The organism is Citrobacter sp. wls757 (genome assembly GCF_005280935.1).
In the GTDB taxonomy this organism is placed as follows: domain Bacteria; phylum Pseudomonadota; class Gammaproteobacteria; order Enterobacterales; family Enterobacteriaceae; genus Citrobacter; species Citrobacter portucalensis.
In genome coordinates this window covers 135,173-155,320 of the sequence record NZ_SZWU01000020.1, presented here as the reverse complement: position 1 = coordinate 155,320, position 20,148 = coordinate 135,173, and the positions used below count along the sequence as shown (strand labels likewise).

Below are 20,148 nucleotides of genomic sequence, written 5' to 3'. Positions count from 1 at the left end.
TGTGTGGGGGGGGGGGCGCTAATTTGCTGGTGGATGTTACAAAACTGAAACGTGGGGGTACTGCTAAGTCACGGTTTAGCGCGCAAGGCTCAAAGTTGGGGCGTGTATTAAGCTCTCGTCGTAATTTAGGGTTTCAATAAAATAACCGTTATTTATTAATGTTAACGTATCAATACATCGTAACTTACGAAACGTTTAGATTTTAGTTCGTACTTACCCATCTATCGCTCTTCTCTGCTCATTCTGCTTCTGTAACTTCAGCGGGACGCACAAGCGTCCACCACATTAACCACATGCAATAGTTCAGCTCAGTGACATCGGATTCTACGGCGGTTATAGGCTTTTACGTCCCTTTTTTAGCCTACAGATAAACCGTGAAAATTGTGATCCCGTACTCAGATAGTGCATTCCGTGGTTGCCTTTTAACCACAGACTTTTATTGTATTCTCATTGTATACAATTAAAATACAGGATGGTGAGTATGAAAGTGATTGATACCCATAACCATGTTTGGCATTGCCAGGGAGAGCATTTTGCCTGGATCACAGACGATCTGGCGGCAATTCGCCGTGATTTTCTTATTGACGATTTGCAGGCCGTATTGGCTGAAAACCACATCGAAGGCGCCATTTTAGTACAAGCCATCCCTTCAATTGAGGAGACCGAATGGCTGCTGGAAATAGCTGAGCATCACGATGAAGTAAAAGGTGTTGTGGGATGGGTGGATATAAACCGCGGGGCTGGGATCGCAGAGGATTTGCAGAGACTGCAGAGAAAATCCCGCTATCTGAAAGGGATCCGCTATATGTCTCAGGGCTTGCCTGAGAGCCATTTAGTGACCCCGCAATTTATCCAGGGGGTACGTTGTGTTGGAGAGCAGGGGCTGGTGTATGAACTGCTGGTTACGCACCAACAGCTGGAGGCGGCAAGCCAGCTTATCTCTGCTTGTCCGGAAGTGACCTTTGTTATCGAACATGCGGCAAAACCCGCAGTTCGCGACGGGGAAATTACCCGCTGGCGTGAACAGTTAATGTTGATTGGTGAGGCTTACAGCAATGTTTTTTGCAAACTATCAGGCCTGGTCACGGAAGCAGATTATGCCCGCTGGACGGAACCTGAGCAGGCGAGCCAGGAGCTTGAACCTTATTTTAGCTCGGTTTTTGCCGCATTTGGTGATGAGCGAGTGATGTATGGATCTGACTGGCCTGTTTCTCTACTGGCATTACCGTACGCCGACACTTTAGGGCTTTACCAGAACTACCTGCAATCTCACCAGGCTCTTTCCAGCGATAACTTTTTTTATCGCGTGGCAGAGAAGGTTTACTCATTAAAGTAACAGGGGGGCACTTATGGAAGTCGTTCAATATATCCTCGGATTTGGCCCGGCAGTGGTCATTCCAATGATTATGTTTTTATTTGCCGTGCTATTTGGCGCGAAACTTGCCGATGCGGCGAAAAATGCAATGACGGTAGGTATTGGGTTTCTCGGTCTTTCATTGCTGATCGGTTTTATGGTGACATCACTCAGCAGTTCGACAGAAGCGATGGTAAAAAACCTCAATCTTCATTATGAAGTATTGGATCTGGGCTGGCCGTTAATTAGCGCCTTCAGTCTGGCTGCTCTTTCTCTGCCGATTGTTTATGCGTTATGTTTTGCCACTAATTTGTTGATGATTTCAACCAATACCACCAAAACCCTTAACGTTGATTTTTGGAATTACTGGCACTTTGTATTTGCCGGAATCATCGTTGAACAGGTGACGGGTTCATTTTGGATGGGAATTTTTGCAAGTTGGATCACATTTATTATTACGCTAAAAATCGCCGATTACATTGCCCCACATGTGCAGAAATTCTGTGACACGCCAAACGTGACCATTACTCAGGCGGAGATCGTCGCATGGGCCCCGCTGGCATTTTTAATGGACCGTGTAATTGATCGCATTCCGTTGATTAACAAAATTGACCTTAATCTCAGCAAAATTGAAGCCAAACTAGGGTTTTTTGGTAGTCCGTTAGCGATGGGGGCCATTCTGGGGGTGATCATCGGTATGCTTGGCGCGCTACCGTTCAGCGATATTATTAAGAGTGGAATGAATTTTGCTGCGGTCATGGTGTTATTACCGACGATGGCGGGAGTGCTGGTCAGTGGTCTGGTACCGATTACTGAAATTGCTTCTGAATGGGTAAAGAAACGTTTTCCAACAAAGTCACTTTATTTTGGTATCAGTGGTGAAATTGCTTTTAAAAATCCTGCGGTATTGTCTGTAGGTATTTTGATGGTGCCACTCACGATCCTAATTAGTACTATTTTGCCTTTTAATACCATGATGCCATTCGCCGATATTCCTTATCTGCCGATATTTGTTGTCTTTGGCACGGTTGCATGCAACGGAAACATGTTTCGTGGATTAATTAATGGCATTGTCATCGTGTGTGGGATCCTGTGGTTTGGTTCGGATCTCGCTGTTGTGTCGCAGGCTTTGGCCGAAAAGGCTCAATTGAATGTGCCAAAAGAGATGATGGCCTCATCAATAGATGGTGGCTCACACGCTATATCTTATATCTTCTACAAAATGTTCGAACTGTTAAAAGGAATGAATCCTGCACTCTTGTGTCTTTTTTCTATCGTAGTGACTGGGATTATTATTTATGTGCTGAAGTTGATTTTCAATATTAATAATAAATCAACGACTGCGGCCTCATTAACTGCTAACAAAGTTGACTAAGAATACTGATAAACATCAGGGGAATATTATGATTACTCAGAATCCAATTAAAAGTGTAGAGCTTAGTGTACCTTCTTTAACCTTCGGCGCAGCCAGCCTGGCTAATTTATTCAGAACGCTGAGCAATAACGAAGCCATGGACATTGTTGATAAGGCAATTCAGGTTGGCTGGCGCTACTTTGATACTGCACCACATTATGGCAGCGGACTTTCTGAACTGCGTTTAGGTCTGGGATTACGTGGACTGGAGCGTAGCGAATATGTTTTGTCCACCAAGGTTGGTCGCCTGCTGCAATCCCGGAAACAAGAGCCAGGCCTTGAAGCAGGGGAATTTTTTTATGATGAGAACCCTTTTAACCGACAGGCTGATTACTCCTATGAGGGCATCATGCGCTCATACGAAAACTCTATCCAGCGGCTGGGAACCCGTTATATCGACATTCTCTATGTACACGATCTCGGCACTTATACCTACGGCAATACGGAACTGGAACGCCAACATTTTAAAACCTTCTGCGAGTCAGGGCAGAAGGCTTTAGAAGAGCTAAAGCGCAATGGTGATATCAAAGCCTGGGGCGCAGGCGCGAATGAAGAGGCAATCCTGATGGAGGTGATGGATAACGCTGCCCCGGATATCTTAATGCTCGCCAACCGCTACAACCTGCTGGAAACAGACCGCCAGGCGTTCTTTGCCAAATGTGAAAGCAACAATGTTTCGGTGGCTGTTGCTGCACCTTTCGCTACCGGAGTTTTAGTCGCGAAAGATAAATCGAAGGCGTTGTATGAATACGGTTCCGCGCCAGCGCAGGTTATTGAAAAAGTAAATGCGATAGAAGCGCTATGTGCAAAACATGCCGTGCCGATTGGTGCTGCGGCGCTGCAATTCCCATTAAGAAACCAAAATGTGGTCACCGTAACCTGCGGCGTTCAATCCGTAGAACAAGCGTTGACTAATTTTGCCTGGGCTAACTGGGATATTCCGCAGGAATTGTGGGATGAACTGGCCAGCATTGGTATTCAGTAAGCATCATTTGTAACTTTGCGAAAAAATTAACAGATATTGAGGATGTAATGAAAATAGTTAAAGCCGAAATCTTTATGGTTGATTTGAAACCTAAAGTAAAACGTGTCGATGCGATTCAGTCTTTTGTCTCACAAGAGACGCCGATTATTCGTTTAACAACATCGAGTGGAGAAATTGGTGAGGGCTATACCTACACAATTGGCACCGGCGGCTCATCTGTGGTTGCGCTGTTACGAGATCACCTGTTACCGAAATTGATTGGTCAGGATGCGACGATGATTGAGGGCATCTGGGAATCATTGCTGTTCTCAACTCATGCGACCTCGGTTGGCGCCATTACGTCTCTGGCACTGGCAGCCATTGATACCGCATTATGGGATTTGAAGTGTAAGCGCATGAATTTGCCGCTGTATAAAGTCGCAGGTGGTGCGAAGTCGCGCATGAAGTTATACACCACCGAAGGGGGCTGGCTGCATTTAAGCACTCAGGAATTAGTTGATGATGCGCTGGCTGTTAAGGCGCAGGGATTCTGCGGTTCTAAAATCAAAATTGGTTCTGAAAGTCCGGTGCGTGATATCGAGCGTTTGACTGCTGTACGTGAAGCGGTGGGTGATGAGTACGTGATCATGACTGATTGCAACCAGGCGTTTAAATTCTCGGAAGCCAAACAGCGCGCAGCGTTGTTGGAGCATATTAATCTTTCATGGATTGAAGAGCCGTTTCTGGCGCATGATGTTGATTCTCATCAAAAATTGTGTGAGTCAACCACCATTCCTGTCGCGGTGGGTGAGTCCATTTATTCTATCCAGCACTTCAAAGAGTATTTACAGAATAATGCCGCAGATATTATTCAGGTTGATGTGGCTCGTATTGGTGGTATTACACCATGGCTTAAAGTTGCACATATGGCGGAATGCTTTAATAAAATTGTCTGTCCGCATTTCTTGATGGAATTGCATATATCATTATGTTGCGCCATTACTAATAGCCGTTGGTTGGAATATATTCCACAGCTCGATAGTGTTACTCTGAATAAAGTAAATATTCGCGAAGGATATGCTTTCCCACCAGAAGAACCTGGTTTGGGTATTCAGTGGGACTGGCAGAAAATACAGGCTGATACTGTTGTTTACCATGTCATTGAATAAAACAATTTTTATTTTCTCAGGAATATATTATGTCTGAAAATCATGCTCAATTTCACGGTGCATGGTGCCCATCAATTACGCCTTTTGATCAACAAGGAAATATTGATTTATCGGCACTGCAGCAGCATTTGCGACGTTTGGAAGAGGCTGGGACTCATGTCGTATTGCTAATGGGAAGTATTGGGGAGTTCACCGCATTAACGCTGGATGAACGACTGATGCTTATCCGTGAGGCACGGAAAATGTCATCGCTGCCGCTGGTGGCAAATATCTCAGCTACCTGTATGGCGGATATGATACGTCTGGCAGAAGAGGCCTGGCATTGCGGGTATCAAGCAGTGATGATTCTACCTCACTACTATTTTCAACAAACGCCGGCCCAACTATTGGCATACTACCGCGATCTGGGGCAGCGCCTGAATGGAAAATGGTTCGCATACAACTTTCCTGCCCGAACTGGATACGACCTGGACGCGGTACTGGTAGCGCAATTAGCGGCAGAATTTCCCAATTTTGTGGGTGTTAAAGATACTGTTGATTGCCTCTCTCATACTCGCGCAATTATTCAGTCAGTCGCGTCCGTTAGAGACGATTTTGTTGTTCTGTCCGGTTATGATGAATATCTTATCCCAAATCTTCTGGCGGGTGGCGCGGGAGTTATTTCAGGATTAAATAATATTTGTCCCGAACTTTTTGTGCAGGCAATTAAAGCCTGGGATGAAAATGATCTTACCCAGCTTACTGGCGTACAGCGTGAGATAAGCCGGCTTTCTGCTATTTATAATATTGGTAATGATTTTGTTACTACAATTAAAACCGCAGTGGCTCATAAGTTTCAGTATTCTGGGGGGGAATCAAGAAGCTTTGCGGGGGAACTAACTTGTCAGGAATCGCAACAGATTGACATAATGTTCAGTATCAAATAATCAAAAATCAATAACAGCATACATTATGCTACGGCAATGCTGTATTGCTGTTATACCTCTCTGTTATAAGGTATAGAATATGTCTTATAGAATGATATTAAATGAAACCTCATATTTTGGCGTGGGTTCAATTAACGCTATCGTTGATGAAGTTAAAAAGCGAGGTTTTAAAAAAGCGCTGGTAGTTACTGACCACGATCTTATCCAGTTTAATGTAGCGACCAAGGTACTTGATATTCTTGATAGCGCAGGGTTGCCTTACCAAATTTTTGATAAGGTCATACCTAACCCTACGATTGACGTCGTGCAGCAAGGTGTTGAGGCATTTCGTCAGGCGGGGGCAGATTACCTGGTCGCTATTGGTGGCGGTTCACCGCAGGATACGTGCAAAGCGGTAGGGATAATCATTAACAACCCTGAGTTTGCCGATGTCCGCAGCCTCGAAGGTGGGGCTGACACTAAAAATGCCGCTGTACCGATGATTGCCATTCCAACGACCGCGGGTACGGCAGCTGAGGTGACTATTAACTATGTGATTACCGATGTAGAGAACCGACGTAAGTTCGTTTGCTACGATCCTCATGCTATTCCGGTCGTTGCCATTATTGATGCTGACATGATGGCCAGCATGCCGCCCAGTTTAAAAGCGGCAACCGGTGTTGACGCACTGACTCATGCAATCGAAGGATATATTACGAAAGGGGCATGGGAATTAACCGATACGCTTCATTTAAAGGCGATTGAGATGATAGGGCGTTCGCTACGCGGTTCGATACAGGGAATCGCCCAGGACGCTGAAGGCATGGCGGTGGGGCAGTATATTGCCGGGATGGGCTTTTCTAATGTCGGATTGGGCCTGGTGCATGGGATGGCACATCCTCTGGGTGCATTCTATGGTACGCCACACGGCGTCGCCAATGCAGTGCTATTGCCGCATATCATGGCATACAACGCCGAGTTTACAGGAGACAAATATCGCCAAATTGCACAGGCTTTGGGCAATACTCAGGCCATGGTGATGCCGATCGAAGAGGCGCGTCAGGCGGCCGTTGAAGCCGTGGCACAGCTTAACCGAGACGTAAATATTCCCGCCCGACTGCGCGATATCGGCATGAAATATGAAGATATCGATGCTCTGGCAGCCGCGGCAATGGCGGACGTCTGTACCGGTGGAAACCCTCGAGATACCTGTATTGAAGAGATTAAAGCGTTGTACCGACAGCTCTACTAATTTTTAACTTCCCACATGACCGGTAGAAATACCGGCCATGTTATATGCATAGCCTATTTAAAGCTGGAGAACAGGCGGTTGTAGGAGTTGTTGACGTGATGGGCAATGGCTTCACGGGTTTGTTCTATATCGCGGGCAATAATACCGGCGCAAATTTTCAAATGTTCTTTGGATGAATCAATGATTGAATCATTTTTCATTTTGTCTGAACGCAGCATGCGTAACCGGTCATACATGAAGGTCAGCGTTTTAGTCACAATGGCGTTGTGGCAATCGGATAGCATTTGTTCATGTAGCTCGTTATCAGCTTCGAGTAATAAAGACACATTCGAATCATGAAAACCGACTTCAATTTTATCTTTAATTGTCTGGTACCGTTGCGGGTCCTGGTTCTCCCATGACAAATTCAATACCATAATTTCAATGTCTTTTCGGATCTGGAAAATATCACGTATTTCACTGAGCGTAATGGGTTTAATGGTTTTCGTTTTATTTTTGGAAGGCTCAATCCAGCCTTCAGTCATCAGGCGAAACAAAGCTTCGCGCAGCGGCGTACGGCTGACATTAAGTTCCTGACATAGCTCATTTTCTGAGATAGCCCCCACCAACTCATTGGCGATGATTTTGGCCTTCAATTGATGATATGTTTTTTCGCTGATGTTCATAGTCTGGCTTTAATGAGGGTCATAATCATGTTTAATGAGATACAAATTAGCCCCTTGTCACTATGAAATCAATGGGTAAGCCCGGTTGTACAACGAATTAGCTCGTGTTTCAACGACTCAGTCAGCAGCACTAACAGCTCCCAGCGCGTCCACATCCTTCTGCAGATGATGTTTTTTTACTCAGCGTGAAGAAACCAAATACTGGCGTTCATACCACGATACTGGCCATCATTAAGAAACTCTCCTGACAATCCACCTTTGCAAACTCAGCGTTGAATTTGGCTTAGTGGAAGAGATAGCCGTTAGCCAGTTTGATGAGGATGTATGCAGGTGGTCTTTTGGCCGCCATGTCTGTGGCATTTACTCCTGATGAGGAGCGCTTTTTGTCCCTAAAAATTGTCCAATGCGACTAATGGTCAAATAAATTGTCGATTTCTCTAAAAAAAATGATCAGCGTGCCGATACACTGACAGGATATGTCAGCATTTTATATATAATTCATGTCAGGAAAACAGAAAAGTAGGTGCTTATGGCTGATTCAGCAAGGAGTTGCTCAGCAGAACGTTTAGTCGATATCCTAATAGAGCTGCAAACTTGTGGCGTTGTGAATCGCTATCAGTTGATGAAGAAATTTAATATCACTGAACGAACGGTCTATCGTGATCTTAATATGCTTTCCTCCTTTATTGAGGGGTGTGGTGGAGGAGAGTATCGATTGATACCGATTCGCGCGCAGAATAATAGCGCCTATGCCCTTCATGACCCACTGGCAAAGCTGCTCGACGCCGACGCGGTTTTTCCTGATAGAGATGAGGATTTTTGGCTTAGCTTAGAAAAACGAGCGGTAGAACAGCATGTTAGAGTTCAGTTTGGTCGCCCTGAACATTCAGTCAGAAATGATTTGCGAAAGTATTTTAACTTATTAGAAAAAGCGATTCAGAAAAACAGTGTCTGTCATATTTTATATAAAGACAAAACGCGCACCGTTCACCCTTATAAATTAGTTAACCAGAAAAATATTTGGTATCTGCAGGCGACCGAGGACGGAAAGCTAAAGTCTTTTTCGTTAAGTAAAATTCGATGGTTGGATATCCGGAAAGAGCATTTTGCGGTCGATACATCCACACTGTCATTAATTGATGAGCATCGCGATCCTTGGGTAAGTGAAGAGACGTTTGAGGTGCGGGTGCGTATTAAACACAGCATTGCTGGCTACTTCGCAAGACGAGATTTACTGCCTCAGCAAGAATTAGTGCGTGAAGAGAATGATGGCGTGACTTTGCTTTGCAAGGCAGCACATCAGAATCAAATTATTCCATTAATTCTATTCTGGTTACCGAATATAGAAATTCTGGAACCTGAATGGTTGAAAAAAACGGTCATCAACATACTGCATAACTATATCACTGGCGATCGCGACTCAGTTCCTGTTCTGGAATGTGATGCGTAGCGGGTAACAACGACTTATTGCACAGGAGATTTTTATTTATGGCATTACCTTTCATTATTCTGGGCGTCGCGGCAGCGGCAACGGCGTTTGGTGGCAAAAAAGCTTATGATGGCTACCAGAAAAAATCAGAAGCCGACGATGTTTTAGATCGCGCGCAGCGTCGCTTTGATAAGCATAAAGAGAGCTTTGATCTGGCGAATGAAACAACGTCGAAAAAACTGGCCGAGCTGGGTGAAAAAGAACTGAAGATCGGTAAAGATTTCAATGAATTTAAAACGATTGCCGACGATCTGTTGGCGCGTATGGCTAAGGATGGACATAAAGATCTTCGTCTGAAGGTACCGCAGCACAACATCAATAAAATTCAGAGTCTGGCGATTTCCGCCACGGAATACCTGACGACAGTCGTCGGTGCCGGGGTGTCCGGTGCTGCCGCTGGTTTTGCCGTGTACAGCGGCGTGATGGCGTTTGCCGCAGCGTCTACCGGTACGCCGATTGCCGCCCTGTCTGGTGCGGCGGCGTATAACGCCACAATGGCGGCTATCGGCGGCGGTTCTCTGGCCGCAGGCGGCTGGGGAATGGCGGGCGGTGCGATGGTACTTGGCGGCGCGGTAGTGGCTCCGTTGATTGCTATCGCAGGCTGGGCTTACGATAGCCATGCCGAAAAGGCGCTTAACAATGCTTATCAAAGCTCTCGTGAAGTGACAGCTGCGGTGGAAAAAATGAATGCGGCTGAAGCGCAGTTGACGAAGGTGCAGCAGTATGTAAATAGCATTTATGAATCAATAACCCGTATGCATAGCGTCTTTGTTCAACACTACTTTGAACCGCTGAAAGCGATGCATGCCATCATTGTTGAACGTCATGAGAAGAATATAACCACCGAGATTAGTGAGTCGGAAGAGATCATGGCGATTATCGACCATGGTTATGAATTAGCCGCCATCATGACCGACGTGATCACCACGCCGCTGTTCAAGCCGGTGACGCAGGAAAACGGTGAAGCCGTTATCGAAGATGGCGTGATCCAACTGCAGACCGACAGCAACGGTATGAACCTGCTGAACAAAGAGATTCTGGACGAAAAACTGGCGGTTTCTGCTTCTGAGTTTGACGCATTTTCTTCTCGTATTTAATCGACGCGCCGGGCGAATCTGCCCGGCATTGCTATGGGCGAGCACAATGAACACAGCCAGGTTTGACTGGGGTGAAGAGTTACATCAGACGGTGGTTAAGAGTCTGACCACCTCTTTTGGGTTGGATTTTCTCTTGCTGGAGGATAAACACGGCGGCGATGTGAATACCATTCATAACGCTCGCGAGGGAGTGTATGCCACCGATGCCGAGCGTCAACGGTACGAGCAACGTGAAGGGTATGATTCTCATCATTACCATAGCCACGAAAACTACATTGCCACCAACCGGGCGGGAAAAAAGGCGCACGAGGCCGGTACGTTGACCGATACCTACACCGGTGAGAAATTTGCGGCTAATGATAAAAAGAACCTCGACCATATTATTGCCGCCCATGAAATTCACAACGATCCTGGGCGTATCCTTGCCGAATGTGATGGTGCCGATCTGGCTAATGATTCATCAAATCTGACCTTCACGAATGAGTCGCTGAATAAGGCGAAGAAGGCGAAAACGATGGATGCCTTCGTGCAAACGCTACAAGAACAGCATGCTGTGACCACGCAGGAAATTGCCCGTTTACGCAGCCAGCCAACGCTTTCCGAGCAAGAGCAAAAACAGCTGAATAAGCTGGAAAATAAAGCCGCCGCCGATTTTGAACGGATGAAAGAGGCCGACAAAAAGGCGCGGGCAAAATACAACAGTACGATCAATCAGGAATATTATACCAGCAGTAAGTTTGCGAAGAATGTCGCCACCGCCACAATGAACAATGCGTTTCGCATGGGAACGCGGCAGATGTTGGGACTGATTCTGGCAGAGACCTGGTTTGAGTTCCGTGAGCGTATTCCCGTGATGTTTGAGAAGCATCGTCATTCATTCGATGCCGGAGACTTCCTGCAAGATGCGGCGGAGGCATTACGCGCAGTCTGGCAGCGAGTGCAGGGTAAATTCAGCACTTTCCTGACGTCCTTTAAAGACGGTGCCATCGGTGGCGTGCTCTCCAGCATTACAACGACGCTGTTCAATATCTTCTTTACGACTAAGAAGATGATGGTGCGCCTGATTCGTGAGATGTGGAACAATTTGGTACAGGCCTTTAAAGTTATGGTCTTTAACCCTGAAGGGTTAGCACCGGGGCAGCTCGCTAAAGCGGTAAGCAAGCTGGTGGCTGCGGGTGTTGCCGTGGCTGCTGGTGTGGTGGTTAACGAAGCTTTAGCCAAGATGCTCGTCTTTCCTTTTGGTCCGGAACTGGCCGCTTTCTGCGGTGCGCTGGCGACAGGTATTCTGACGCTGGTAATGAACTACTTCCTGGAACACAGTGCATTGATGAAAAAGGTCTGGGCGTTTCTGGATACGTTTAAAGATAAGTATCAGAAAGCACTAGAGTATTATCAACAGGTGAATGCTGAACTCGATCGTTATCTACTGGAGCTTTCGGCGTTAGAGTTTGCTATTGATACGTCAGCGTTATCGCGTTTCTCGCTGCATCTTAACGCGGTGAACAGTGAAATTGAGCGTGGTTTGTTGCTGCGTGCAGAGGTTGAGCGCCGAAATATTGCGCTACCGTTTGAAGCAGGGAATACCCGTTCTGTGCGTAGCTGGTTAAGTAAGCTATGACGCTCACGCCCGCGTTTCCCTGTAACCAGTGTGGCGCTTGTTGTCGCCACGTCGATCGCGCCAGTGAAACGCAATTTCTTGATCGCGGTGACGGCATTTGTCGTCACTATCAGATGGAGACAAAGCTGTGCGCGATTTATGAAACACGTCCGCTTATTTGCCAGGTAGAAAAGCAGTATCAGCTTAACTACCGACAGCAATATAGCTGGCAGGAGTTCATTACGCTTAATCGTGAAGCGTGTTTAATTCTGGAGAAAATGTAGGGCGGTGTGCTTCACGAAGGGGTCAGCGTCAATATGTACTTATTTTTGACGGTGCTGTGACGAGATGAGTTGAGATGCTGTGAAAACAAAAATCCACGCAATTGCGTGGATTTTATAGGTTTTGTGATTTTCATGAGATTCGTTGAGACCTCATGAGATAACAAATTTTATTTAGACGTTGAACAGGAAGTTCATGATATCGCCATCTTTGACGATATAGTCCTTACCTTCGGCACGCATTTTCCCAGCTTCTTTCGCACCTTGCTCACCTTTATAGGTGATGAAATCTTCAAACGCGATGGTTTGTGCGCGGATAAAGCCTTTCTCGAAGTCGGTATGGATTTTACCGGCTGCCTGCGGAGCCGTGGCACCGACAGGAATGGTCCATGCACGGACTTCTTTCACGCCAGCAGTGAAGTAGGTCTGCAGGTTCAGCAATTCGTAGCCAGCACGGATAACGCGGTTCAGGCCCGGCTCTTCCAGACCCATTTCAGCCATGAATTCTTCACGGTCAGCATCATCAAGTTCTGCGATGTCAGCTTCAACGGCAGCGCAAACGGCAACCACAACAGAACCTTCGGCAGCCGCGATTTCGCGCACTTTATCGAGGTACGGGTTATTTTCAAAACCGTCTTCGTTGACGTTAGCGATGTACATTGTTGGCTTCAGCGTCAGGAAACTCAGGTATTTGATGGCCGCTTTGTCTTCGTCAGTCAGCGTTTTCAGTGCGCGCAGCATGCCAGCGTTTTCCAGCTGTGGCAGGCATTTTTCCAGCGCAGCCAGTTCTGCTTTAGCGTCTTTGTCGCCGCCTTTGGCCTTTTTCTGTACGCGATGGATAGCGCGCTCACAGGTGTCGAGGTCGGACAACGCCAGCTCGGTATTGATAACTTCAATGTCATCAGCCGGATCCACTTTGTTATTAACGTGGATGATGTTGTCGTTTTCAAAGCAACGCACCACGTGGCCGATAGCTTCGGTTTCACGGATGTTGGTCAGGAATTGGTTACCCAGGCCTTCACCTTTGGACGCGCCTTTTACCAGACCGGCGATGTCGACGAATTCCATCGTTGTTGGCAGGATACGCTGCGGTTTGACGATTTCGGCCAGCTGATCCAGACGCGGATCGGGCATCGGGACAACACCGGTGTTCGGCTCGATAGTACAGAACGGGAAGTTTGCCGCTTCAATACCCGCTTTTGTGAGCGCGTTGAACAGGGTGGATTTGCCTACGTTTGGCAAACCGACGATACCGCATTTGAATCCCATGTTTAAATCACCTTAATCTTTTGATATTCAACCTGTTATGGAAAACAGATTGTAGAAATGTAAATAACTTTGCCTATTATACACAGCACGCGAGAAAAATGCCGCACATCGCTGCTTATTGCGCTTTAAAGGTGTGTAACCGGCTCGTTGCTTTGGTCAGGCCATCTTTGAACAAAATCTCGGTACAACGTGCCGCTTCGTCAATTGCTTCATCAATTAACTTCTGTTCTGAAACAGGCGGTTTGCCTAAAACAAATCCGACAACTTTGTTTTTATCGCCCGGATGGCCAATTCCAACGCGTAAACGATGAAAGTTGGGGTTATTACCTAACTTACTAATGATGTCTTTCAGGCCATTATGTCCGCCATGACCGCCGCCAAGCTTAAATTTGGCCACGCCAGGGGGCAGGTCTAACTCATCGTGTGCGACCAAAATTTCATCGGGGTTAATACGATAAAAACTGGCCATCGCACCGACAGCCTTGCCGCTCAGATTCATAAATGTGGTTGGCACCAGCAGACGGACGTCTTCACCTTCAAGCGTAACTCTGGAGGTGTAGCCGAAGAATTTCGGCTCATCGCGCAGGGGAGCGCGTAATCTTTCTGCCAGCAGATCGACATACCATGCGCCTGCATTGTGTCGCGTTGCCGCATACTCTGCGCCGGGGTTTGCCAGGCCGACAATCAATTTAATCGCCACGTGTTTTGTCCTGAGTGTTTCGATAAACGACGTGTAGTTTACTGTCTGACGCTGCTGTTGACAAAAAACTGCGTGCTTATCGCCAAAAGCTGAATAATTGCACAAATGGACTATTAGAAAATGAGTGTGTTCAGTGGCTTATTTGTAAAGTTTTGTTGCATGAGTGTTTGTAATTGTGATCGCTCCCGCACTTGCGAACGGCAGTGTTGTCTATACTTTACACATAAGGATTAGGGGTATTCCCTGTAACAACCCAAAGTTCCGGAGGTGACACATGAAACGCAAAAACGCTTCGTTACTCGGTAACGTGCTCATGGCTTTAGGGTTGGTGGTGATGGTGGGTGGTGTTGGTTACTCTATTTTAAACCAACTGCCGCAATTTAATCTGCCACAGTTTTTCGCACATGGTGCCGTGCTCAGTATTTTTGTTGGTGGTGTCCTCTGGTTGGCGGGTGCCAGAGTGGGGGGGCACGAACAAATCAGCGATCGTTACTGGTGGGTGCGCCACTATGACAAACGCTGCCGTCGCGGTGATACCAATCATCGGCATAACTAAATAGCTCTCCCAACTCGGAGTGCAGTTGTTTGAACACAAAGTCCTGGTTTAAAAACCAGGGCTCTGCTTGTTCGTCAGTACTGGATTAAACGACTTCTACCTTTGGTGGCATACTACAAAGAAGCGTTATTCGAATAACCGATAATGTAACGCTTTGATCGCGCTGTCTGCATTGTCAGCCGGCAACAGGATACTCAGGTTGTCGTTTGACGCCCCATGGCAAATCATTCGTACCGTATGCTCTTCAAGCCAGGCAAAAACGTCTTTGCAAACTCCCGCAGCCTGTGTGAGTTGATTCCCCACCAAAGTGACCAGCGCCAGCCCGGTTTCCACTTCCACACGACAGTGGGAGGACAAGGCGGTAAACAATGCGGTGGTCAGCACATGGTCTTCACCTGAGGTTGCATGAGTGGCGTCCAGCGCCAGCGCAATACTATTCTCTGAGGTTGTAACCAAATCCACCGTGACCGCATGGCGAGCTAAAATGGCGAAGGACTGCGCCAGGAAAGAACAGGAAGGTTGCGCCTCCAGGCTGTGTAACCGCAACAGCGTCTGTTTACGACGCACGGCGAGCGCACGATAGCGAGGTGGATTATCGGTGGTGTTGTGCACCAGCGTACCTCCGGCGGCAGTATCCTTACTTGAGCCAACAAAGACCGGAATGCTTTTACGCATTGCCGGGAGCAGTGTCGCCGGGTGGAGGACCTTCGCACCGTAGGCGGCCATATCGCTGGCCTCGGAAAATGAGATATGGTCGATTCGTTTGGCCCGCGGCGCAATGCGTGGGTCGGTGGTGTAGATCCCTGCGACGTCGGTCCAGATGTCAACGCGTGTGGCGTGAAGCGCCTCACCGAGAAGCGTAGCCGTGTAATCACTACCGCCGCGTCCAAGCGTTGTGGTGTGCCCTGCGGCATCACGCCCGATAAATCCCTGAGTCACCATAATCGCTTGCTCAAGACGAGGGCGCAGGTGAGTCTCCACCTGGTGGTGTAGTGTGCCAAGCTCAGGTTCGGCACAGCCGAAGTTCGAGTTAGTACGCATCACGCTGCGGGCGTCAAACCACCCGGCCTCGGCATGCCGTTCACGTAAGACTTCAGTAAACAGTAGCGAGGACATCAGCTCGCCATGGCTGACTAATTCATCGCTTAACGCATCAGACGGCGAAACCATCGCCGTTTGTGCAAGACGACGTATATTGTTTAGAAGATTATCGATTTCCGTGCTGATAACGGACGGCTGCTTCAGGCGGGAAATAATGTTGTATTGGATGGCGCGTAAAGTCTCAATCTTATCTAATTGTTGATGTGTTTCCAGACCTTCAGAAAGCTCAACCAGTAAGTTTGTCACGCCTGCAGAAGCAGACAAAACGACTAAACGGACATCTTGATCAGCAAGGACAATGCTGGCGCTGCGGTTCATCGCATCAAAATCAGCGACGCTGGTGCCGCCAAATTTGGCAACGACGGATGGTGGATAAATGCGAGTCATAACAATCTCATATCAGGGCGCCATAAAAGTATGGCTAGAAAATTTTCATTCTCGGCATAAGGGAACGACGTTCGCCTTACGAAATGTCCGCCCGCGAACATTTCTGCTGACAACCCAGGGAATACCTGTTGTCGATAACGCGTGTCGCCTGTACGCGTTATCGGGTGCTGCGCATTAATTTTATCTACATAGCCTGCAAATAAGCGCGCCATACTAAGTGATTTATATTTAGGGATCGACTTTTTTATTCGATTTATCGACAAATAAGTGAAAAATCATGTCATCACAAGATGTCGCGAGCATCATTAATGGTAAAAACGTGTAAAAAAATAATAAAAACACGAAAATCCCATGGTTTTTATTAGATTGTCTGCGTTGCAATTAGCTACAACATTGTTAATTAAATAGATATATTTCTTTAGGATTTAGTAATGGTAAATAGTTGTTACGCTTTGAATTTAAAGGGGAAAGTTGTTATTTTTAATGCCGAAAAATAAATGATTGAGTCCTAAGCTAAAACAACATATATTAGCCGCGCTTTTTTACAGGTAATCCTTATAACCATTTATTCAATCAGGCGTTAATCTACACCTGGTTGTAGGAGTGATATGATGACGGATAAAGTCCGTATTGATACTTTAAGTGCTAATTCATTACCGCAGAGCAATGATACCTTTTTAGCAAGACAGGCTGAGTTTGAATCTAATGTCCGCAGCTATCCACGTAAACTGCCATTAGCGATCGCTAAAGCGCAGGGCGTCTGGATTACTGATGTAGAAAATAATCAATATCTTGATTGCCTGGCAGGTGCCGGAACCCTGGCGCTTGGTCATAACCATCCTGAAGTGCTGCAGAGCATTCAAAGTGTCATCACAAGCGGCTTACCGTTACATACGCTTGACCTTACCACGCCGTTAAAAGATGAATTCTCATCATATTTACTTTCTTTATTACCGGGTCAGGGCAAAGAATATTGCCTGCAGTTCACCGGTCCGTCCGGCGCTGATGCTGTTGAAGCGGCGCTGAAGCTGGCGAAGAAAGTCACCGGCCGTTCCAGCATCATCAGTTTCTCCGGTGGCTACCACGGGATGACCCACGGCGCGCTGTCCGTGACCGGCAACCTGTCGCCGAAAGAAGCGGTCAGCAACATGATGGCGGAAGTGCAGTTTATGCCGTATCCGCATCAGTACCGTTGCCCGCTGGGTATCGGCGGCGACGCTGGCGTTAAAGCATTAACCTACTACTTCGAAAACCTGATCAACGACGTTGAAAGCGGCGTGCGTAAACCGGCTGCCGTGATCCTTGAAGCGGTGCAGGGTGAAGGTGGCGTGAATCCGGCTCCGGTCGAGTGGCTGCAACGCATTCGTAAAGTGACGCAGGAACATGGCATTCTGCTGATCATCGATGAAGTTCAGGCGGGCTTTGCACGTACCGGTAAACTGTTCGCCTTCGAACATGCCGGTATTGAGCCAGATATCATCGTGATGTCCAAAGCGGTTGGCGGCGGTCTGCCATTGGCGGTGCTGGGCATTAAAAAGCAGTTCGATGCGTGGGCTCCGGGCCACCACACTGGTACTTTCCGCGGCAACCAGTTGGCGATGGCGACCGGTCTGACAACGCTGAAGATCCTCAAAGATGACAAGATTGCCGATAAAGTTGCTGCCCAGGGCGAGTGGCTGAAAGGCAAACTGGCTGACCTGCAGAAACGCTACCCGGTTATTGGCCAGGTGCGCGGTCTGGGTCTGATGATCGGCCTGGAAATCGTGAAGCCGAACGAAGCACAGGATCACATGGGCTGCTACCCGGCCGATGGCGAGCTGTCCGCGTTGCTGCAGAAAAAATGCTTCGAAAATGGGCTGATTCTGGAGCGTGGTGGCCGCAACGGGTGCGTGCTGCGCCTGCTGCCGTCACTGCTGATCACCAACGCTGAGCTGGAAATCTTCCTCGATAAATTCGAAAACGCCCTGCTGGGCGCTGGCGTGAAGCCGGTTTAAACGGAGTTGGATCGAATGTCAGACGTAAACCCGATTCTGTCCGGCTCGGCGCAAAGCATTGCAGCTTATCAGGACGCTATCGAGCAGAGTACGCAAGCGGTCGTTGAATGGTTGAAGCAGCCTGAGATGTATCAGGGTAAAACCGTTGAGCAACTGCGTGAACGTATCAACCTGAATTTTACGTCTCAGGGCCTGGGCAACCAGGCCGCTATTGAGCGTGCGGTTGAATACTTTCTCAAAGACAGCTTGTTGGTTCACCATGCGCAGTGCGTGGCGCATCTGCACTGCCCGAGCCTGGTAATTAGCCAGGCGGCGGAAGTGCTGATCAACGCCACCAACCAGAGTATGGACTCCTGGGACCAGAGCCCGTCGGCCACCATCATTGAGATCAAGCTGATCGAGTGGTTGCGTGAGCAGGTTGGATACCCGACAGGCGATGCGGGCGTATTCACCAGCGGCGGTACGCAGAGTAACCTGATGGGCCTGATGCTGGCGCGTGATGCTTTCTTCGCTCGCCAGGGGCACTCCATTCAGCAGGATGGTCTGACCGGTGATCTGAGTAAAATCAAAGTGTTCTGCTCTGAAAGCGCGCACTTCTCCGTGCAGAAGAACATGGCGCTGATGGGGCTGGGCTACCGTTCCGTCACCCAGGTGAAGACCGATGCGTTTTCACGCATGGATCTGGCTGACCTGAAAGACAAGCTGGCCCAGGCGAAAGCCAACGGTGAGCAGGTGATGGCAATCGTCGCCACTGCCGGTACTACCGATGCGGGCGCAATCGATCCGTTAGCGGATATTGCAGCGCTGGCTGCAGAACATCAGATCTGGATGCACGTGGATGCGGCATGGGGCGGGGCGTTACTGCTTTCTGATAAGTACCGTGACTTCCTGAACGGCCTTGAACTGGCAGATTCCGTGACGCTGGATTTCCACAAGCAGTTCTTCCAGACCATCAGTTGCGGTGCGTTCCTGTTAAAAGATGCGCGCCACTACGAGCTGATGCGTTACCAGGCAGCGTACCTGAACTCTGATTTCGATGAAGAGGCTGGCGTACCAAACCTGGTATCGAAGTCGCTGCAGACCACGCGTCGTTTCGATGCGCTGAAGCTGTGGATGGGCCTCGAAGCGCTGGGCAAAAAGCAGTATGCCGAGATCATTGATAACGGTGTGACGCTGGCGCGTGATGTTGCTGAGTTTGTCAAAACCCAGCCGCATCTTGAACTGGTGATGGAGCCGCAGCTGGCAAGCGTGCTGTTCCGCTTCCGCCCGCAAAGTGACGACGTGGCATTTGTCGCGCTGCTGAACCAGCGTATTGGCGACGTTCTTCTGGCTTCAGGTAGCGCCAACGTCGGCGTGACCGAAGCAGATGGTGTCACCTGCCTGAAGCTAACGCTGCTCAATCCGACGGTATGTCTGGAGGATGTTAAAGTCCTGCTGGCAAGCGTGAAGGCAACGGCTGAGCAACTGTTGAACGCGTAAGCAATAAGCTTGTTATAAAAATGGCTCCCACGTACGGGAGTAATGCCAGTCAGTTAGCGCCTCAGTTTCAGTAAACTGGCGGAGGTAAAGAACATGCTATCCCGGAGATAGAGTTCCGTTCACCTCATGCTCATTGTTTCTCTGAAACACGGATTCCCGTGAACGTGTAAAGGGCGTTCTCCGCCACGCCCTTTACAATCCCGGCTCCCGGCGGGAAAATTGTTGCTACGCAATACCCTCCGCTTATTCCTCCTGGCTACCGGGCAGGGCGCGAGGAAGCGTCCCTGCAAAGCGCGCCCTGAGCCAGCATCCATGCTGGCTCTCCCGGCCTTACGGAAACACGTCGGCAATTTTCAGCCGGACCAGCCACGCCTGACCATCTGCGTTTTTGTTTAAACAGCAAAACAGCTTTTACTGAAAGTCAGGGCATTGAAGCGATGACCCCTGTCCGGCTGAAAATCGATGAGGCGTTGAC

General features: G+C 48.2%; 17 protein-coding genes. 13 read left to right on the top strand and 4 right to left on the bottom strand.

Annotation, left to right across the window (positions count from 1 at the left end; translation table 11 throughout):
- The first annotated feature begins 481 nt into the window (after nucleotides 1–481).
- The 6 genes from FDW94_RS06710 to fucO all read left to right on the top strand — a co-directional run bounded on the left by FDW94_RS06710 (nucleotide 482) and on the right by fucO (nucleotide 7,058).
- Complete coding sequence (locus FDW94_RS06710) at nucleotides 482–1,336, top strand: amidohydrolase family protein (protein WP_170974222.1); 855 nt, start codon at nucleotides 482–484, stop codon at nucleotides 1,334–1,336.
- 13 nt (nucleotides 1,337–1,349) lie between these two features.
- Complete coding sequence (locus FDW94_RS06705) at nucleotides 1,350–2,729, top strand: PTS transporter subunit IIC (protein ID WP_053069329.1); 1,380 nt, start codon at nucleotides 1,350–1,352, stop codon at nucleotides 2,727–2,729.
- A gap of 28 nt (nucleotides 2,730–2,757) precedes the next feature.
- A complete protein-coding gene (locus tag FDW94_RS06700; protein WP_137377333.1) occupies nucleotides 2,758–3,753 on the top strand; it encodes an aldo/keto reductase in 996 nt (331 codons plus the stop codon).
- Nucleotides 3,754–3,800: 47 nt separating this feature from the next.
- Nucleotides 3,801–4,901, top strand: coding sequence for a mandelate racemase/muconate lactonizing enzyme family protein (locus tag FDW94_RS06695; RefSeq protein WP_048216226.1), 1,101 nt, complete (start codon nucleotides 3,801–3,803; stop codon nucleotides 4,899–4,901).
- A gap of 29 nt (nucleotides 4,902–4,930) precedes the next feature.
- Nucleotides 4,931–5,827: a dihydrodipicolinate synthase family protein gene (locus tag FDW94_RS06690; RefSeq protein ID WP_137377332.1), complete on the top strand. Its 897-nt coding sequence runs from the start codon at nucleotides 4,931–4,933 to the stop codon at nucleotides 5,825–5,827.
- A gap of 79 nt (nucleotides 5,828–5,906) precedes the next feature.
- Nucleotides 5,907–7,058, top strand: coding sequence for a lactaldehyde reductase (fucO, locus tag FDW94_RS06685; RefSeq protein WP_048224064.1), 1,152 nt, complete (start codon nucleotides 5,907–5,909; stop codon nucleotides 7,056–7,058).
- A gap of 53 nt (nucleotides 7,059–7,111) precedes the next feature.
- On the opposite strand, the gene FDW94_RS06680 is transcribed toward fucO, so the two are convergent.
- A complete protein-coding gene (locus FDW94_RS06680; protein ID WP_048216229.1) occupies nucleotides 7,112–7,723 on the bottom strand; it encodes a GntR family transcriptional regulator in 612 nt (203 codons plus the stop codon).
- Nucleotides 7,724–8,252: 529 nt separating this feature from the next.
- Between FDW94_RS06680 and FDW94_RS06675 the strand changes: the two genes are divergently transcribed.
- The 4 genes from FDW94_RS06675 to FDW94_RS06660 are packed head-to-tail and all read left to right on the top strand — an operon-like array spanning nucleotide 8,253 to nucleotide 12,190.
- Nucleotides 8,253–9,173 carry a WYL domain-containing protein gene (locus FDW94_RS06675; protein WP_137377331.1) on the top strand — a complete coding sequence of 307 codons (921 nt, stop codon included), beginning with the start codon at nucleotides 8,253–8,255 and terminating at the stop codon, nucleotides 9,171–9,173.
- 38 nt (nucleotides 9,174–9,211) lie between these two features.
- Nucleotides 9,212–10,309, top strand: a complete 1,098-nt coding sequence (locus FDW94_RS06670; RefSeq protein ID WP_048216231.1) for a hypothetical protein — start codon at nucleotides 9,212–9,214, stop codon at nucleotides 10,307–10,309.
- A gap of 46 nt (nucleotides 10,310–10,355) precedes the next feature.
- Nucleotides 10,356–11,927: a hypothetical protein gene (locus tag FDW94_RS06665; protein WP_060682107.1), complete on the top strand. Its 1,572-nt coding sequence runs from the start codon at nucleotides 10,356–10,358 to the stop codon at nucleotides 11,925–11,927.
- Complete coding sequence (locus FDW94_RS06660) at nucleotides 11,924–12,190, top strand: YkgJ family cysteine cluster protein (RefSeq protein WP_137377330.1); 267 nt, start codon at nucleotides 11,924–11,926, stop codon at nucleotides 12,188–12,190. Before FDW94_RS06665 ends, FDW94_RS06660 begins: the two co-directional genes overlap by 4 nt.
- A gap of 171 nt (nucleotides 12,191–12,361) precedes the next feature.
- Here FDW94_RS06660 and ychF read toward each other — a convergent pair whose 3' ends face one another.
- On the bottom strand, nucleotides 12,362–13,456 hold the full coding sequence (gene ychF / locus FDW94_RS06655; RefSeq protein WP_003020818.1) for a redox-regulated ATPase YchF: 1,095 nt from the start codon (nucleotides 13,454–13,456) through the stop codon (nucleotides 12,362–12,364).
- Between the two features lie 115 nt (nucleotides 13,457–13,571).
- On the bottom strand, nucleotides 13,572–14,156 hold the full coding sequence (gene pth, locus FDW94_RS06650; RefSeq protein WP_003020814.1) for an aminoacyl-tRNA hydrolase: 585 nt from the start codon (nucleotides 14,154–14,156) through the stop codon (nucleotides 13,572–13,574).
- A gap of 274 nt (nucleotides 14,157–14,430) precedes the next feature.
- Here pth and ychH point away from each other — a divergent pair, with 274 nt between their 5' ends.
- The gene (gene ychH, locus FDW94_RS06645) at nucleotides 14,431–14,712 is read left to right on the top strand and encodes a stress-induced protein YchH (RefSeq protein ID WP_003833480.1); all 282 of its coding nucleotides are present in this window, start codon (nucleotides 14,431–14,433) and stop codon (nucleotides 14,710–14,712) included.
- Nucleotides 14,713–14,838: 126 nt separating this feature from the next.
- Here ychH and lysC read toward each other — a convergent pair whose 3' ends face one another.
- The gene (lysC, locus tag FDW94_RS06640) at nucleotides 14,839–16,200 is read right to left on the bottom strand and encodes a lysine-sensitive aspartokinase 3 (RefSeq protein WP_137377329.1); all 1,362 of its coding nucleotides are present in this window, start codon (nucleotides 16,198–16,200) and stop codon (nucleotides 14,839–14,841) included.
- Between the two features lie 608 nt (nucleotides 16,201–16,808).
- On the opposite strand from lysC, the gene FDW94_RS06635 reads away from it, so the two are divergent.
- Both FDW94_RS06635 and FDW94_RS06630 read left to right on the top strand, forming a co-directional pair.
- Nucleotides 16,809–18,194: a diaminobutyrate--2-oxoglutarate transaminase gene (locus FDW94_RS06635; RefSeq protein ID WP_008784983.1), complete on the top strand. Its 1,386-nt coding sequence runs from the start codon at nucleotides 16,809–16,811 to the stop codon at nucleotides 18,192–18,194.
- 6 nt (nucleotides 18,195–18,200) lie between these two features.
- Complete coding sequence (locus FDW94_RS06630) at nucleotides 18,201–19,673, top strand: aspartate aminotransferase family protein (RefSeq protein ID WP_162623428.1); 1,473 nt, start codon at nucleotides 18,201–18,203, stop codon at nucleotides 19,671–19,673.
- Nucleotides 19,674–20,148: the final 475 nt, after the last annotated feature.